Origin of the sequence: Abyssisolibacter fermentans (genome assembly GCF_001559865.1) — a bacterium.
Classification (GTDB): Bacteria; Bacillota; Clostridia; order Tissierellales; family MCWD3; genus Abyssisolibacter; species Abyssisolibacter fermentans.
In genome coordinates this window covers 60479-78462 of sequence record NZ_LOHE01000028.1, presented here as the reverse complement: position 1 = coordinate 78462, position 17984 = coordinate 60479, and the positions used below count along the sequence as shown (strand labels likewise).

Below are 17984 nucleotides of genomic sequence, written 5' to 3'. Positions count from 1 at the left end.
ACAGTAAATTAACGCTATCTATTGTGTTTTAAGAGTTGACAGAAATAAAAAAATAGATGTATAATCAAGTATATACTGGCATATATATGAATATACTAAACTTGGAAAATATGGGATTAGAAATAATTTGTTTTTATGTTATAGACTTATAAAATTAAATAATCTATATTTTTGTCGTCAGTGATAATGTGGAGGTGGCAGAATGGCCCAAACAAAAAGGATTATGATAAGTTTACCTGATTCTTTGTTAAAGGAGATAGATGGAATTGTTTATATTGAAAAGAAGAATAGAAGTCAATTTATTAGAGAGGCCATGAGGTTATATATTAGAGAAAGAAAAAAAATGCAAATAAGAGAAAGTTTGAAAGTTGGTTATGAAGAAATGGGTGAATTGAACTCATTAATTTCTGAAATAGGTTTACAGAATGATACAAATGAACTGATTAAGTATGAAGCCAGATTGACAGGATGTGAATAATTTGATTGTTAAAAGAGGAGATATTCTTTATGCAGATTTAAGCCCTGTTATTGGTTCCGAGCAAGGCGGTGTTAGACCGGTACTTGTTATTCAGAATAATGTTGGTAATAAATATAGTCCAACAATTATAGTTGCTGCAATTACATCACAAATTAATAAAGCAAAGCTTCCAACCCATATTGAGATTAAAGCCTTTGAATATGGCTTAACTAAGGACTCAGTAGTTTTAATGGAACAGATAAGAACTATTGATAAAAAAAGATTAAGAGAAAAAATAGGTCATTTTGATGATGATATGATGATTAAAGTAAATGAATGTCTAAAAATTAGTCTAGGATTGGTGGATTTTTAAAAAAAAGCTTGGGAAAACCAGGCTTATATTTTTAAGCAGAGAACCCAAATCTACGATTTGGTGTGAATCGCTTACTTCTAGGAACGAAGTGAGTAGAAGTTACTGATTGAAGGATTAATATTATGACTAATAAAAATGTTAAAATTGTAATAATCAATAAGTTTGGCACAGATTAAGAAAGCAGCGAACCCAAATCTATGATTTGGTGTAAGTCGCTTACTCCTAGGAACGAAGTGAGTAGGAGTTACAGTTTGAAAGAACAATGAAATGACAAATAAAAAGTTAAATTTACAAAATAGATAATATAAAATTAAGTAAGGCACAGATTGAGAAAGCAGAGAACCCAAATCTATTTGATTTGGTGTGAATCGCTTACTCATGCGAAGGTACTGAGCAGGAGTTACAGTTTGAAGGATTAAAGACATGACTAATAAAAAAGTAAAAATTGCAAATAGATAGTATTAAAACTAAGCAAGGCACAGAATAAGAAAACATAGAACCAAAATCTATGGTTTTAAGTTGAGAACGGGAATTTATGATTATGTGATTTACTTGCTCCTAGAATGAAAATGAATATGAGCTAAAACTCAAACTTACTCCAATAGTAAGAGATTGCTATAAAAAATATATTGAGTAAATATCGTGACAAATGATAAAATAAGAGAATAAGATTGAGAGGAGATTTAAATTTTGAGAAAGAGATTACATATTTTAATAGTAATTATAGCGATTATAGTCATGAGTAGTATAGCATTTTGTGAACCTGGCTCTCAAGAAGATCCATTAGTAACCTTAAGCTATGTTCAAAAGAGAATTGAACAAGTGAAATTTTACCTTGATGAAAAATTAAATCCAGCTATAGAAACTAGTAATAACAATGCTACTCAAATACAAACCTTAGTAGAAGAAAATAAACAGTTAAAAGAAAAAATTGCCAATTTACAATCTTCAGGGTCTGCGGCATTAGATGTAGTTGAGCTAAAAGATGGACAAACACTAATATGTAATGCGGGAACAGAGATAATACTAAGAGGTGGAAGTGCTACAGCTATTGCAAGTGATTTAGGTGGATTATCTGATACTACAGCAGGTGAAGATATTCAAATGAATCAAAAAATACCTAATAATCATTTATTAATAGTTCCCAGAAGTGATGGAAGAGGAGTACTTGTACCTAAATATGCTATTTTTATGGTTAGAGGTAGCTACGAAGTTAGATAGATATTAAAGCTGTAAAACGGTAATAAAAATAGTTTTACAGCTTTTCTAATGCATAGGATTTTAAAACTATGGATAAGTTATAATATCCGTTATGTTGATGAAAAATTCAATTTAAAATAACTAATGATAGTAGATTTTTTTCTAAATTAATTGTTATTAAAACAAGAGTTTGTACATAATACATAATGACTGTAAATAAATTCTATTGTTTGAGGTAATAATTTAAGATGATTATGTAATTTGTGTATATAGAAATCATATAGTAGATGTGGTATAATTATTGAGATAACCTGAGCATGGAAGGAGGGTGGCTCTTAACGAGCAAATAAACTATGAAAATACTTCATTTGATAAGTGGAGGAGACACGGGAGGAGCTAAAACTCATGTGTTATCCTTAGTAAAAGAGTTAAATAAGTATGTTGAGGCAAAGATAGTATGCTTTTTAGAAGATACTTTTTATACTGAAGGTAAAGCATTAGGTATAAATATACAAGTAATAAAACAAAAAAAGAGATACGATCTATCAGTTGTTAAAAAGCTTATAAATATTATTGAAAATGAAGGTTATGATATTATTCATTGTCATGGTGCAAGAGCAAATTTTATAGCTATGCTATTGAAGCTATATATAAAAAAGCCAATGGTTACTACTATACATAGTGATTATAAGCTTGATTTTAAAGATAATGTGTACAAGCGATTAATATATACTTTTTTAAATAAAACAGCATTAAAATGTTTTAATTATTATATAGCAGTTTCAAGTAGTTTTAAAAATATGCTTTGTGAAAGAGGATTTAAAGCTAACAAAATTTTTATTGTATATAATGGTATAGATTTTGAAAATACATTTGACATAATACCAAAAAACAAATTTTTGGAAAAATATAGGGTGGACTATAAAAATGAAAAAATAGTAGGAATAGCAGCTAGACTTGATACAAATAAAGATATTATTACATTATTGAATGCAGCAAAAATTGTGTTAGACGAAAGAAAAGATGTTATATTTTTAATAGCTGGTGAAGGAGATGAATGTAAAAGACTTAAAGATCATTCGACTAAATTAGGCATTGATCATAATACTAAGTTTTTAGGTTTTGTTAATCAGCCTTATTCGTTTTTTAACGTATTAGATATAAATGTTTTAACATCAAAGAGTGAAAGTTTTCCTTATGTAATATTAGAAGGAGCTAAGTTAAAGAAACCAATAGTCAGTACAAATGTCGGAGGACTTGAAGATTTAGTAGACAATGGAATCAATGGTTATCTTTTTGAAGTTGGAAATAGTCAAATGTTAGCTGATTATTTAAAAGAAATGTTAAATAATGATGAAAAAACATCTGAAATGGGAAATAATCTTTATGAAATAGTTAAAAATCAATTCTCACTTAATAAAATGGCATTAGATCATTGCAAAATATATGAGGATATTATTAAACCCTGATTATTCATATAACTTTGAATAATATGTTGTAAGCTTCTAAATTAGAAGATTTTAGTAAATTTGAAGGCATACCGAATTGGTATCGAAAATTTAATGGATATCTTGTAATCAGAAGTACCTCATTAATGAATCTCCTATTCAGTACTTCATAGGAGTAAGCGATTCACACCAAATCCAGATTTGGGTTCACTGCTCATAATTTTCTTTGAATAATCTGGGTTGAAATTAAAAAAGAATAAGTAATCAAGGAGGATAAAAATGAAGATAATAGATAATAAGGGCAAGTTGTTTGGCTTAATAAACGTTATAGATTTGTTAGTATTGTTAATTATAGTATTAGCAGTAGGTGGAGTAGGATATAAACTGAAAAACAGACCAACTTCTTTAGGGGGAAGTAACACGCAAAAAGTAACTTTATCAGTTGAAGTAAGTGGAGTTAGACAAGCAACTGTAGATGGAATGCAAGAAGAAGATAAATTATTCCATTACGATAGAGGAAACTATTTTGGACAGATAAAAAAAATAGAAGTTCTTCCATATAAAGAAGCAGTAGCAACTTCTGAAGGAAAAGTTGTACTTGCAGATGTGCCTGAAAAATTCAATGTTTTCTTGGAAGTAGAATCAGATGCAGCTATTAGTGATTCATTAGTTGTAGTTGGAGGAGAGCATACAAGAATCGGTTCTCAGTTTAGATTGAAAAATAAAAAAATAGCTGTGTTTGGTACAGTATTAAAAATAGACGAAAATAATAAATAGGGGCTGGTAAAATTGTATAATAGTTATACAATTAATCTTCTGGTTAAAACAAAGGATGTATTTGCAAGCTTATACAAATACAGTATTTTGAAATTAGTAGTAGATAAGATAGTATTATGGCTTAAAAAAGGATGTAAAGGCTCGAAAGTTTGTAATTTTTTCACAAATGAAAATAGTATTATAAAAAATAGCTATATATATTTATTGTATAAGAAAATAGTAGATTTTATAAATAAGCTATTATTTAAGTTGAAAAGAAAAGTAAACAGTTGTGTAAAGGGTAGTTATATATTAAATGTACTCAAGAAAGATATGAATACTGATAATGCTTTGTATATAATTATAATAGGTTTTAATGTTACATTATTATCATTAAGGTTTTTTAACATAATATCTTTGAGGATAGTAAGTATATCAATGTTAGCTTTTATAACATTTTTTAGTCTTTTTTTATATATTAACAATGCAAAAACAATAGAGATGCTAAAAAATAGTTGGATAATAAATACTATTATATCTGTATTTACACTTGATGATGGAGGGGAAGAATGGTGGTAAATGAAATGAATTTAAAAAAAATAATACTACCATTGCTTATAGGAGTGATATGTGCATTTTTATATGTGTATTTAGATAATAAAATGTTTATAGCAATGATTGGTGGTATAGCTCTAATATGTATGTCATTGTACAATGTTAATATTGGAATAGGAGTTGCTCTTTTTACATTTCCATTCGTAACAAAATCACAGGCACTATTGTTATTAGCTTTTATAGCAGTAATATTCGCATTTGACAGGATGTTTATTAATAACCATAGAATAAGAAAAAGTCATATGGATATTCCAATATTGCTATTTATTATGATGATTATAATATCAACATTATTATCAACTGATATAAATGGAAGTATAAGAGATTTAGCTATACATATTATATCAATATGCTTTATGTTTACTATGATTAATTCAATAAAAAATAAACAAGAACTAAATATATTAATTACAATATTTATTATGTCAGCAGTATTAGTTTCTATATATGGTCTATATCAATACAAGATTGGAATAAAAGCTGATAGTGCTTGGGTAGATGTAGCAAATAATCCAGACTTAAAAACTAGAGTATACTCGATATTTGGTAACCCAAATATTTTAGCTGAATATTTAATTATGGCGTTACCATTTTCAGTAGCATTATTTTGGTCGAGTAAAAATATGCTTAAAAAAGCAACTTTTTTAGTGACTACATTGATATTGACAATAACTCTTGTACTTACCTTTTCCAGAGGTGGATGGCTTGGATTTGCATTTGGATTATTTATATTTATAATAATAGTAGAGAAAAGATTGTTACTAGCAGCAATACCGGTAGGTATATTATCAATATTTTTAATGCCAGCGTCTATATTTCACAGACTTATGACAATAACAAACCTTAGTGATTCTTCAAATGCATATAGAATAAAGGTTTGGTCAATAACATTGGATATTATTAGAGATAATTGGCTTACAGGAGTAGGTTTTGGATATCTGCCATTTAAAAGTACATTTGTTAAATATATAAGAACTATGAATGTATATCATTCACATAATATGTATCTTGAAACATTTTCGGAAATGGGCATATTAGGAATTTTGTCACTTATTTTTTTAATATTTATAGTATTTAAATATTCGATTATTGCTATAAAGAAGAGTGATGCTTATATTTCTACATTAGGAGCAGGTGCTTTAGCTGCTTTTGCCAGTATATTATTTCATGGATTATTTGAAAATGTTTTATATTTACCTAGAATTATAATAACATTTTGGATAGTAATAGGATTTATACTTACTATACAGAAGTTAGCTAATTTAGAAGGAAATAAGGGTATCTAATGAAGGTTTGTTTTAAGGGAAGCCTTATTTGTTTGATAAATATTATTAAAGGAGTATCCATATGAATAAAGGGAAAAAAATACTTATTTCTGGATATTATGGCTTTAAAAATAGCGGAGATGATGCTATATTAAAAGCAATCGTTAATGAGTTTAAAAAAATAGATAATACGTTAGAGTTAACCGTGCTTTCAAAAGATCCCCAAAATACTACAGAGTTATATGGTATTAGAGCTGTTGATAGGTTCAGTATTAATAGTATTTTCAGGGAAATAAAGAATAGTGATTTGTTGATTAGCGGTGGTGGTAGTCTTATTCAGGATATTACAAGTACTAAATCAATACTCTATTATTTATCATTACTTAAGCTTGCAAAACTGATGAATAAACCAGTTATGGTTTATGCGAATGGTATAGGTCCTATAATAAAGGGAGTAAATAGAATGTTATCAAAGAATGTATTAAATACAGTTGATATGATAACACTAAGGGATTATGATTCATTGAATACATTAAAAGATTTAAATGTAAAAAACAACAATATCCATGTAACCGCTGATCCTGTTTATGCATTAAAAGAAGTTGATGATAATAGAATAAACCAAATACTGAAATTGGAAGGAATCGACAGAAGCAAAAAGATTATAGGCTTATCGCTAAGAAAGTGGAAAAATTACAATAATGCAGAAGAATTCGCAAAAACAGTAGATTATATAAATGATAATTATGATGTAGAGGTTTTATTAATACCTATGCATTTTCCTATTGATTTGAGTTTTTGTAAAGACATAAAAAATCATACTAAAACAAAGTGCTATATTTTAGAGCATGAATACAGTGTAGAAGAAATAATGGGAATTATAAAAAAGCTTGAACTAATAATAGCAATGAGATTACATTCTTTAATATATGCAGCAACACAGACAACACCAATGATTGCAGTCGCATATGATCCGAAAGTTGAAGGCTTTATGAATAATATTGGACTAACCTACAAAATAGATATACAAAATATGAATTATACAGAGCTAGCAGCTTTGTTTGATGATGTTTGGAATAATAAAAAAGAGATAAGATGTCAATTAGAAAAACACAGAGAAGAGTTTAGAAAAAAATCACACATGAATGTTGAGTTTGCTATGAGCTTATTGAAATGAGGTTGATTAAATGAACAATGTAATAAAAATTATGGGTGTTGCAGTAAATAATACTACACTAGTTGATGCTGTAAAAACAGTTGAAAAAGCTTTGGAAAATAACAATCAAATGTCTATTTACACTCCTAACACTGAAATTGTTATGGAGGCTAGAAGTGACAATACTTTATGTAACATGATAAACAGAGGAGATTTAATCATACCAGATGGAGTAGGTTTAATATATGCATCAAAAATAAAGAAAAAACCGTTAAAAGAAAGAGTAACAGGAGTTGATTTATCAACAAAATTACTAAGTTTATGTGATAAAAAAGGTTATTCATTATATATATTAGGAGGAAAAGAAGGAACAGCTCAAAGAGCAGTTGATAATATAATGAAAAAATATACCAATATAAAGATAGCGGGTATTCATAACGGATATTTCAAAGGAACACATATAGGTTATGAAGGACATGATGAAGAAAAGGCTGTAATTGAGGATATTAACAATTCTGGCGCAGAAGTATTATTTGTATGTTTAGGGGCACCAAAACAAGAATTGTGGATAGACAAAAATAGAGATAAATTAAATTGCAAAGTAATGATAGGAAATGGTGGTACAGTAGACATATTAGCAGGAGATGTAAAGAGAGCACCATTAATATACCAAAAACTTGGCTTAGAATGGCTTCATAGATTGATAAAACAGCCATCTAGGATAAAAAGACAAATGGCATTACCTAAATTTGTATTGTTGTTGTTATTTTCTAGAGAGAAATTAGTTGAATAATAAGTCAAACAACAATAAATCAAGTATACTATGTTTTTAGTGAAAATAATGAAAACTTAGTTATAAACTTTTACATTCAGGGAGGTATATTAATGAATCTAGTGGAAAACAAATGGTTTAAGCTTATTGGAAGTTATGTTTTTGTTACATTGGGAACATTATTATTAGCACTGTCATTAAATATTTTTCTAGAGCCAAATACTATAGCACCAGGAGGTGTAACTGGTTTTGCAGTAGTAATGAAAAAATTATTTGGCATAGAAGTATACATTATGAATTTAGCTATTAATGTACCTTTGTTTATAGTTGGTGTCATGGTATTAGGTAAAGTATTTGGAGCAAAAACGCTTTATGCAACAATAACATTATCAGTATTTTTAAAAATGCTACCTCATACTAACGCTACTAATGATATTTTGTTAGCGTCAATATTTGGAGGTGTTTTAGCAGGAATAGGAATAGGATTAGTCTTTAAAGCAGGAGGTACAACAGGAGGCACTGATTTAGCGGGTGCAATACTTAATAAATTTTTTCCTAGATTTAGTATAGCTAAATTAATGATGAGTATTGATATATGTGTAGTTATATTTGCAGGGTTAGTTTCAAAAAAAATCGAAATATCTCTGTACTCAATATTAACACTATATATAAGTGTTAAAGTTATTGATCAAATATTAGAAGGTATGGGTTATGCAAAATCATTCTTTATAATATCACAAAAACCAGATGAAATTGGTATGACAATAATAAAAGAGCTAAATAGAGGAGTTACAGTATTTAAGGGAAAAGGAATGTATACCGGCTCAAATAAAGATATTCTATATTGTGTAGTTAATAGAGCTCAGATAGTGAAACTTAAAAAATTAGTATATAAAATTGATAAAAAAGCTTTTGTAATAGTTAATGATGCAAATGAAGTACTAGGAGAAGGCTTTAAAAGAATAAATATGCAATAAAATTATATAGATTTGTATATAACAAAAGAAGGAGGAACAAAATGTTAAAAGAAAAAGCAAATGTAATCAGAAGAGATATAATTGAAATGCTTTATGAATCTAAATCCGGACATCCAGGAGGTTCTTTGTCAGCATGTGATATAGTAACAGCGTTATATTTTAAGGAAATGAACATTGATCCTAAAAATCCAAAATGGGAAGAAAGAGATAGATTTGTATTATCAAAAGGTCATGCAGCACCTGTTTTATATGCAGCTTTAGCTGAAAAAGGCTATTTTGATAAATCAGAACTATTAAAACTTAGAAAAACAGGTGCAATGCTTCAGGGTCATCCAGACATGAAAGGTACACCGGGAGTAGATATGTCAACAGGTTCATTAGGTCAAGGAATTGCAGCAGCTAATGGAATGGCTCTTGCCGCTAAACTTCAAGATAAGAGTTATAGAGTGTATACTATATTAGGTGATGGTGAGGTACAAGAAGGTATCGTTTGGGAAGCAGCAATGTTTTCAGCTCACTATAAATTAGACAATTTAACAGCTTTCGTAGATTTCAATGGATTACAAATAGATGGGAAAAATGAAGATGTTATGGGAATAAATCCTTTGGATAAAAAGTTTGAAGCTTTTGGATGGAATGTAATAAAAATAGATGGTCATGATTTTGATCAAATAATAGATGCTATAGAGCAGAGTAAAAATACTAAAGGAAAACCAACTATTATCATAGCTAAAACAATTAAGGGAAAAGGAGTTTCCTTTATGGAAGATCAAGCTGGATGGCATGGTAAAGCACCTAGCCAAGAAGAAACAGAAATAGCATTAAAAGAACTTGGAGGTGTAAAATAATGAAGAAGATTGCTACAAGAGAAGCATATGGTGAGGCGTTAGCTGAGTTAGCTAAAATCAATGATAAAGTTGTTGTATTAGATGCAGATTTATCAAAATCTACAAAAACAGCATCTTTCAAGGAAGTTTGTAAAGAAAGATTTATAAATGTTGGTATAGCAGAACAAAATATGGTTGCAACAGCAGCTGGTTTAGCTGCAGCCGGTATGATACCTTTTGCTAGTTCATTTGCAATATTTGCATCAGGTAGAGCATTTGAGATAGTAAGAAATTCAGTTGCTTATCCTAAATTAAATGTAAAAATAGCAGCAACACATGCTGGTTTAACAGTAGGAGAAGATGGAGCAACTCATCAAGCTATAGAAGATATAAGTATAATGAGATCTATTCCGAATATGACAGTAATAAATCCTGCTGATGGAGTAGAAGCAAAGGCAGCAATATTAAAAATAGCAGAATACAATGGACCAGCTTATATAAGATTAGGAAGAAGTAAGGTTCCTGTAATATTTGATGAAGATACTTACGAATTTGAGATTGGAAAAGGAATACAGTTATCAGAAGGAAACGATGTATCAATTATTGCAACTGGTATAATGGTTTCTGAGGCTCTTAAAGCTAAAGATATATTAGAGAAAGAAAACATAAAAGCTAGAGTAATAAATATACACACTATAAAACCAATTGACGAAGACATTATAATAAAAGCAGCAAAAGAAACAGGAGCAATAGTTACAGCTGAAGAACATAGCATTATAGGTGGATTAGGAAGTGCAGTAGCTGAGGTTGTTTCAGAAAAAGCACCAGCTCTCATGAAGAGAATAGGTGTTAATGATACATTTGGAGAATCAGGAGATGGAAGTGAGTTGTTAGCTAAATATGGTTTAACAGCTGAGGATATTGCAAAAGCTGCTAGAGAAATAATAGCTAATAAATAAAAATAAATTAAGAATATTGTTAATCAAAAAGGATTAGATTCAGTTTTATGAAGCTAATCCTTTTTAAATTCATTTTTTTCTCACATTCATAAAAAATAAACATACATTAAAGTAGGTAATAATGTTTATTTTTATAAAGAAGGTGGCGAAAATGTTCTTATATCCTAATAGAATTTATATAGTTCAGCCCAATGATACTTTATATGAAACAGCAAAAAGATTTAATACGTCAGTAAAAAATATAATGGCAGCAAACTATTTATCATCTCCTTTATTGATGATAGGACAAAGATTAATAATACCAACATCTAATATATATATAGTCAAACCAGGAGATACCTTGTATAAAATAGCAGAAAAATTTGGTACTAGCATAAAAAAAATAATGTCATTAAATAAATTAAAATCACCGATTTTGACGATAGGTCAACAACTCCAAATACCATTTCAAGATATATATATAGTGAAGCCAGGTGATACCTTATATTTAATAGCTAAAAAATTTAATACTACTATAGAAAATATAGTAAAATTAAATGAACTATCATCACCGCAACTTATGGTTGGACAGAAGTTAAAAATACCACGTTATTCAGAGGTAGTTGTTGATGTAGATATTTCAAATATTCGTCAGGGCCGAGGATTAAACTATAAAATTATTGACACAATGACTAAAGGTGCAAAGCTTCCATCTTTAGCATATTCAAATAAATGGTATAAGGTTAGATTATATAATGGAAAAGAAGGATGGATATCAGAAAACAATGTAAAGAGCAATGTATATGGAGGAGATAAACCCCTAACTTATAATTTAGGTTTCTATACTTTAGAAGAAGGTCCTAAATTACCTAGTTCATATAATTCATTTGTAGAAAATACTGACTCTATATCTGAAACAGGATTATTTATGTTTAGACTAGATGAGGATAATCCAACAGAGATAGAGAAGTTCGGAGAGTTTACCAAAGAATACGTTGAGGATGTAATAAATAAAGGGCATCAAAATAATGTAAGAGTTTTAGCAGTAGTTCATAACTTGTTATACGATGGAGGAACTAAAGTAGCTAAAGATTTAGTATCAGAAATGCTTTCAACAAACGTAAATAGACAGAGATTTATACAAAATATAATTGAATTAATAGAAGGTTATGGATTTGATGGTGTAAATATAGATATCGAAGACGTATATCAAAAAGATAGTGAGAAACTATCAAGTTTCTATAAAGAGCTTGGTGAAGAATTGGAAAAAAGAGGATATTATTTTTCGGCTTCAATACCATCAAGAGTTAGTGACAAACCATTTAATCCATTTTCAGATCCATTTAACTATTCAGCCATAGGCGATGCAGTAGAAGAATTTGTAGTAATGCTTTATAATGAGCATGGATGGCCGGGAAGTGGTCCAGGACCTGTAGTTTCAATAGGATGGATGGAAAGAGTATTGAATTATACTATAACAAAAATGCCTAAAGAAAAGATTGTGGCTGCTGTTTCTGTATTTGGTTTTGATTTTAACTTAACAACTGGAAAAAACACGTATGTAACATACGAAATGGCTATGGATCTGGCAAAAAAATATAATAAAGAAGTAATTTTTGACGAAGAAACTAAAACACCAATGTTTTCTTATGTAGATGAAAAAGGTGATAAGCATGAAGTTTGGTTTGAGAATAAATATAGCATTTTGGCTAAAATAGAGCTGGCGCACAATATGGGTATAAAAGGTGTAGCTTTATGGAGACTCGGTATGGAAGACCAATCACTTTGGAAGATGCTGCAAGAAGATGTTGTTGTTGTAAGATAAATAATTTATGAAAAGGCTATCTCAAAGATTTTTTAGTTAATTAAATCGGTTGAGATAGCCTTTTGTATTTTGAGAATTTGCAGTATAAGTATTGTACAAATATTTTCATATAATTAAATATATAATCATAAAAGCACATGTACTAGAATAAAAATACAATAGATATAGTAAATGGGGGGATTACATGAAAAAGTATTTAATATTAGGTATAGTTGTTGCAATTATTATGGGAGTAATATTTGTACCAAGATTCATTCTTAATAAAGATGATAGTAACGTGAAATTTGATATTCTGAAAGAAGAAGAAATTCCACAACAGATAATGAATATATTGCCGAAATACATAGCTAAAGAAAGAGCACTTTCTTGTAGGATAGATGATAATGTATACGTAATAGTTACAAGAGGAGAAAAGAAGTCTTCAGGATACACTGTAAGCATAGATAAAATTACTCAAGAGAAAATTGACGATAAAACAGTTATGACAGTATATGCTTTGTATTCAGACCCTGGTGTTAATCAAGTTGTTAATCCAGTTATTACTTATCCATATGTAGTAGCTAAGACTAATTTATCAGAACTTCCAAATAAGATTAAATTGCAAGTAGAATATAAACGTTAGAAAATTGCCTCTTGAATGAGGCTTTTTTTATGTGTAATAAAATTAATAGCTTAAATCTAGAAACTATCTATATAAAAGAAATCGTAGACTTTAATAAAAGACTGTTATACTAAAGAGGAAATTATAAAAAGATATAGAATATAAATTTCATAATACTATTTATAACAAGGCGCAAAATATACCCCACATCTATAGGTGGCAGGTATCGATTATGTGTATATCTCCCGCCTTGTTGAAACGGTGTGTTGTAATTACTACGTAATTACTTCCGTTGTTATAAAAGAATATAATTTTATATTGTGATAAAAAACCTAAAAGTTGAGGTGATATTTTGTATAAAGTACCTTCTTCTCAATTAATAAACAAATGTGATGATTCAATCTTTGATTTTAATACAACTGATGAGATAATAGCATGTAAGGAATTAATTGGACAAGAAAGAGCACAAAAAGCTATGAATTTTGGACTATCAATAAAAAGAAAAGGCTACAATATTTATGTATCTGGAATAAATGGAAGTGGTAGAAGTAGTTATTCAGTATCATTAGCTGAGAAATTATCGGGTAGTATGAATATACCAAGCGATTGGTGTTATGTATATAATTTCAAAAAACCAAATAAACCAAAAGTTCTTAAACTTAAAAGTGGTAATGGTGCAGTTTTTAAGAAGGAATTAGAAAATTTTATATTCAAATTAAGACTAGATATTCCTAAAATTTTCAATTCAAAAGAATATGAAGAAAGAAAAAATGACATATATGATACATATAAGAGTAAAATTGACGAAGTGGTGAATGAGCTTAATTTAAATGCTGTTGACTATAATTTTCAATTTACACTTGCAGAAGATGGTTTAATCCCTATACCTATGTCATTACATCATCTAAAAAAAATAGAAGAAATATCATCTGAATTAAATGCAGAAATTCAAAAAACGATGAGAAAAATTAGGACTGTAGAGACACAACTAGTAAATAGAATAAAACAATTAGACGGAAAAGTGGCATTTGATTTAGTAGATATTTATATAAAAATACTATTAGATAGATTTAAAGGTAATTGTGATGTAGTAAGTTTTTTAGATGAAGTTGAAGATGATATAGTCAAAAATTATAAAGAATTTTTAAATAAAGATGATACAAATATATCATTAATAAATGGTTTTATGAAAAGGTATGAAGTGAATCTTTTTATTGATAATAACCATATAAATGGAGCACCAGTTATAAAAGATGTAAATCCTACTTATTATAATTTGCTTGGCAAGGTTGAATATGTGAGCGAAATGGGTGTCCTAAAAACTGACCATACGAAAATAAAAGCAGGGTCAATACATGAAAGTAATGGGGGATTTTTAATATTAAATGCTAAAAGTTTGTTAGATAATTATAAAGCATGGGAAGGACTCAAAAGAGCTTTGATGTCTGAAACTATAACAGTTGAAAATATAGATGAAAATAATAATGTAGCAGAAATTATTAAACCACAGCCAATTCCATTAGATTTAAAAATTATTATAATAGGTGATGACGATACATATCAATTATTATGTAAATATGATGATGATTTTGGCAAACTATTTAAGATTAAAGCAGATTTTAATTATGAAATGGATAGAACAAAAGAAAATATTAAAAAGGTTTCAATATTTGTTGCAAACCAGTGTAAAGAAAAAGGGTTAAATTCATTTGATAAAGGTGCAGTTGCCAAAATAATAGATTGTAGTTCTAGATTGGTAGAATCAAAATATAAATTATCATGTTGTTTTAATGATTTACTTGAAATATTATATGAAGCTGAAGCAGTTGCAAAATTAGATAATAAATGTGTAGTTACACAAAAACATGTAGAAGATGCAATAAAAGAAAAGCAAAACAGAGAAAATCAGTATGAAGAGATTATAAAAGAATTAATATTAAAAGGCAGTATACTTATAGAGACAAAAGGTAGTGTAGTTGGACAGATAAATGGATTGTCAGTTATAGAATCGGGAAAATATTTATTCGGTAGACCTAATAAAATAACAGTATCAACATTTGTAGGCAAAGAAGGAGTAATAAATATAGAACGTGAAGTAGAACAAAGTGGTAATATTTACGATAAAGGTGTTTATATAATTATAGGATATTTAGGTGGTAAGTATGCTCAAAAAAGACCTTTATCATTAAATGCTAGTATAACACTTGAACAATCTTATGACTATATTGATGGGGATAGTGCATCTAGTACAGAATTATATGCGCTGTTGTCAAGTTTGTCAGGTTTGCCAATAAAACAAGCAATAGCAGTGACTGGCTCAGTAAATCAAAAAGGAATCATACAACCTATAGGAGGAGTAAATGAAAAAATAGAAGGATACTATGACTTATGCAAGAGCAAAGGTTTTAGTGGAAATGAAGGTGTAATAATACCTAGTCAAAATATAAACAATTTAATGTTAAAGGATGAAATAATAGAAGCTGTAGATAGAAATATATTTGCAATTTACGCAGTAAATAATATAGATGAAGGCATAGAAATTTTAACAGGAGTAAAAGCTGGAACTAAAGATGAAAAAGGAAATTATCCACTAGGAACAGTACATTACTTAGTACAGAAAAAAATGGAGAATTATGCATTATCAAATAAAGATTATGAATAATGGAAACATAAAATGAATACAATTAATATATAACATACTAAAAACTAAATAATATTAAAGGGAAATACAGAAAAAAGTAGAAATAATCAATTAAAGGTGATTAATTCTATTTTTTTTTGTACTATTTAGTATTATAATTATATTATGGGGAGTTTATGTTAACAAGATGATTTATAATATTCATAGAAATAACAATAAATAAGAAAATTCACGAACTATTAAACAAAATTCAGTTTATTAAAAGATTCTTATAATTTTCTAATTTTATACTTATTTGATTATAAAGCTACTAATATAGATAAATAGTTTTAATGTTTGATATGTTAAATAAATTTATGTAGAAAAAATCATATGTATAAATGTTTATGATGTATTCTAGGACAGGCTAATTGTAAATAAAGAACCTTAATAATTTTTAAATTTAAAACAAATTTTGGTTTTAGATAGTTTGTCGTTTAATACACTGAATAGGAATAAATACAAAATGTTGAATTCATAGATTGTAGCTGTGCATAGAACAGGAGTGGTGGAATGATTGATTTTATTAATGTAACAAAGCAGTATAGTAATGGAGTTAAAGCTTTAGGCGATATCAACATTCACATTGAAAAAGGTGAATTTGTTTTTCTAGTAGGTACAAGTGGTGCTGGAAAATCTACATTTATAAAACTTCTATTAAAAGAAGAAGAACCAACTAAAGGGAAAATATTTTTCAATGATAATGATATAACAAAAGTTAGAAATAGGCACGTACCTATTATTAGGAGAGGAATGGGGGTAGTTTTTCAAGATTTTAGATTATTAAATAATAAGACAGTATTTGAAAATGTAGCATTTGCTATGGAGATAATAGGAGGAACATCTAAAGAAATAAGAAGAAGAGTACCAAGTATACTGAGTATGGTTAGTTTAAGTAAAAAAGCAGACTGCTATCCTAAAGAATTGTCAGGAGGGGAACAACAAAGGACAGCTATAGCAAGAGCCATAGTAAATAACCCCAGGTTATTAATAGCAGATGAACCTACAGGTAATCTAGATCCAGACACTGCTTGGGATATTATGAAGCTGTTAAAAATGATTAATAGAAGAGGTACAACCATATTAATGGCAACACATGCTAAAGAGATAGTAGATGTCATGAAAAGAAGGGTTATAGAATTAGATACAGGAATAGTAGCAAGAGATGATGCGAAAGGTGTGTATGATCATGGTATTTAGATCTTTAGGAAGGACTATTAGAGAAGGCTTTAAAGGTGTGTACAGAAATAGATTAATGAGTGTTGCATCAGTATGTTCAGTTTCATCTGTCTTAATTATATTAGGGATTATCATGATTATAATATTGAATATTAACAATGGTACAACTATGATTAAGGATAAATTTGACCAAGTTCAAGTGTATTTAGAAGATGAAATAGTAGGGGAAAGATTAAAAAATTTACAAGAGAATATAGAAAAAATTGATGGAGTTAAAAGAATTGAATTTTTATCAAAAGAAGAAGGATTGGCATTAGAAAAAGAAAGATATAAGGATGAAAGTTTTATCTTGGAGGGTTTAGAGAATGAAGGCAATCCATTGCCAAATAAATATATAGTATATTTAAAAGATATTAAGTATGCTAGCAATGTAGTAGAAAGTATAAATAAATTAGAAGGTATTAGTGATATTAAATACTACAAAGACATAATAGACAGAATGCTCTATATATCAGAATTAGTAAGAGTATGTGGTTTGGTTATTATAGGTATACTTATGATAATTTCAATATTTATAATTACGAATACAATAAGAATTACCGTTGCTGCTAGAAAGCGTGAAATAAGTATTATGAAATATGTAGGAGCAACTAATGGATTTATAAGAGGACCATTTATAATGGAAGGTATTATACTTGGTGTAATCGCTTCAGGGGTATCTACATTAATAATAAATGGTGCCTACAAATATATATTTAAAGTTGCTAACGAAAAATTATATATATTTTTAACAATGTATATAATTCCACCATTTAAATTATTTAACGATATTGTGATTATATTTACAGCAATAGGTATTGGTATAGGAGTACTAGGTAGTATTATTTCTTTAAGAAAGTTCTTAAAAGTGTAAGG

The 17984-nt window shown here is 28.4% G+C and carries 17 protein-coding genes; all 17 read left to right on the top strand.

The annotated features are described in order from the left end of the window. The first annotated feature begins 202 nt into the window (after positions 1 to 202). The 17 genes from AYC61_RS01905 to ftsX all read left to right on the top strand — a co-directional run bounded on the left by AYC61_RS01905 (position 203) and on the right by ftsX (position 17982). Positions 203 to 478 carry a CopG family ribbon-helix-helix protein gene (locus AYC61_RS01905; protein WP_066496002.1) on the top strand — a complete coding sequence of 92 codons (276 nt, stop codon included), beginning with the start codon at positions 203 to 205 and terminating at the stop codon, positions 476 to 478. A gap of 1 nt (position 479) precedes the next feature. Then, positions 480 to 830: a type II toxin-antitoxin system PemK/MazF family toxin gene (locus tag AYC61_RS01900; RefSeq protein WP_066496000.1), complete on the top strand. Its 351-nt coding sequence runs from the start codon at positions 480 to 482 to the stop codon at positions 828 to 830. Positions 831 to 1520: 690 nt separating this feature from the next. Further along, complete coding sequence (locus AYC61_RS01895; protein WP_066495998.1) at positions 1521 to 2051, top strand: hypothetical protein; 531 nt, start codon at positions 1521 to 1523, stop codon at positions 2049 to 2051. A gap of 332 nt (positions 2052 to 2383) precedes the next feature. After that, the gene (locus AYC61_RS01890) at positions 2384 to 3499 is read left to right on the top strand and encodes a glycosyltransferase (protein WP_066495996.1); all 1116 of its coding nucleotides are present in this window, start codon (positions 2384 to 2386) and stop codon (positions 3497 to 3499) included. 258 nt (positions 3500 to 3757) lie between these two features. Next, complete coding sequence (locus AYC61_RS01885) at positions 3758 to 4255, top strand: DUF4330 domain-containing protein (protein WP_066495994.1); 498 nt, start codon at positions 3758 to 3760, stop codon at positions 4253 to 4255. A gap of 12 nt (positions 4256 to 4267) precedes the next feature. Further along, positions 4268 to 4813 carry a hypothetical protein gene (locus AYC61_RS01880; RefSeq protein ID WP_066495991.1) on the top strand — a complete coding sequence of 182 codons (546 nt, stop codon included), beginning with the start codon at positions 4268 to 4270 and terminating at the stop codon, positions 4811 to 4813. Next, positions 4804 to 6135, top strand: coding sequence for an O-antigen ligase family protein (locus tag AYC61_RS01875; RefSeq protein WP_066495988.1), 1332 nt, complete (start codon positions 4804 to 4806; stop codon positions 6133 to 6135). The genes AYC61_RS01880 and AYC61_RS01875 overlap by 10 nt, the downstream gene beginning before the upstream one ends. A 61-nt stretch (positions 6136 to 6196) precedes the next feature. After that, complete coding sequence (csaB, locus tag AYC61_RS01870) at positions 6197 to 7291, top strand: polysaccharide pyruvyl transferase CsaB (protein ID WP_066495986.1); 1095 nt, start codon at positions 6197 to 6199, stop codon at positions 7289 to 7291. 10 nt (positions 7292 to 7301) lie between these two features. Continuing rightward, positions 7302 to 8063, top strand: a complete 762-nt coding sequence (locus AYC61_RS01865; RefSeq protein WP_066495983.1) for a WecB/TagA/CpsF family glycosyltransferase — start codon at positions 7302 to 7304, stop codon at positions 8061 to 8063. 92 nt (positions 8064 to 8155) lie between these two features. Further along, a complete protein-coding gene (locus AYC61_RS01860) occupies positions 8156 to 9019 on the top strand; it encodes a YitT family protein (protein WP_066495981.1) in 864 nt (287 codons plus the stop codon). 41 nt (positions 9020 to 9060) lie between these two features. Next, positions 9061 to 9867 carry a transketolase gene (locus AYC61_RS01855; RefSeq protein ID WP_066495974.1) on the top strand — a complete coding sequence of 269 codons (807 nt, stop codon included), beginning with the start codon at positions 9061 to 9063 and terminating at the stop codon, positions 9865 to 9867. Then, positions 9864 to 10805, top strand: a complete 942-nt coding sequence (locus AYC61_RS01850) for a transketolase family protein (RefSeq protein ID WP_066495971.1) — start codon at positions 9864 to 9866, stop codon at positions 10803 to 10805. The genes AYC61_RS01855 and AYC61_RS01850 overlap by 4 nt, the downstream gene beginning before the upstream one ends. A gap of 121 nt (positions 10806 to 10926) precedes the next feature. Next, entirely contained in the window at positions 10927 to 12609 is a 1683-nt protein-coding gene (locus AYC61_RS01845; protein ID WP_162265424.1) for a LysM peptidoglycan-binding domain-containing protein, read from the top strand. Positions 12610 to 12793: 184 nt separating this feature from the next. Next, entirely contained in the window at positions 12794 to 13231 is a 438-nt protein-coding gene (locus AYC61_RS01840) for a protease complex subunit PrcB family protein (RefSeq protein WP_066495969.1), read from the top strand. A gap of 331 nt (positions 13232 to 13562) precedes the next feature. Further along, positions 13563 to 15872: a Lon protease family protein gene (locus AYC61_RS01835; RefSeq protein ID WP_242866724.1), complete on the top strand. Its 2310-nt coding sequence runs from the start codon at positions 13563 to 13565 to the stop codon at positions 15870 to 15872. Positions 15873 to 16403: 531 nt separating this feature from the next. Further along, positions 16404 to 17090 carry a cell division ATP-binding protein FtsE gene (gene ftsE, locus AYC61_RS01830; RefSeq protein ID WP_066495965.1) on the top strand — a complete coding sequence of 229 codons (687 nt, stop codon included), beginning with the start codon at positions 16404 to 16406 and terminating at the stop codon, positions 17088 to 17090. Then, complete coding sequence (gene ftsX / locus AYC61_RS01825) at positions 17080 to 17982, top strand: permease-like cell division protein FtsX (protein ID WP_066495963.1); 903 nt, start codon at positions 17080 to 17082, stop codon at positions 17980 to 17982. Before ftsE ends, ftsX begins: the two co-directional genes overlap by 11 nt. The last annotated feature ends 2 nt before the right edge of the window (positions 17983 to 17984 follow it).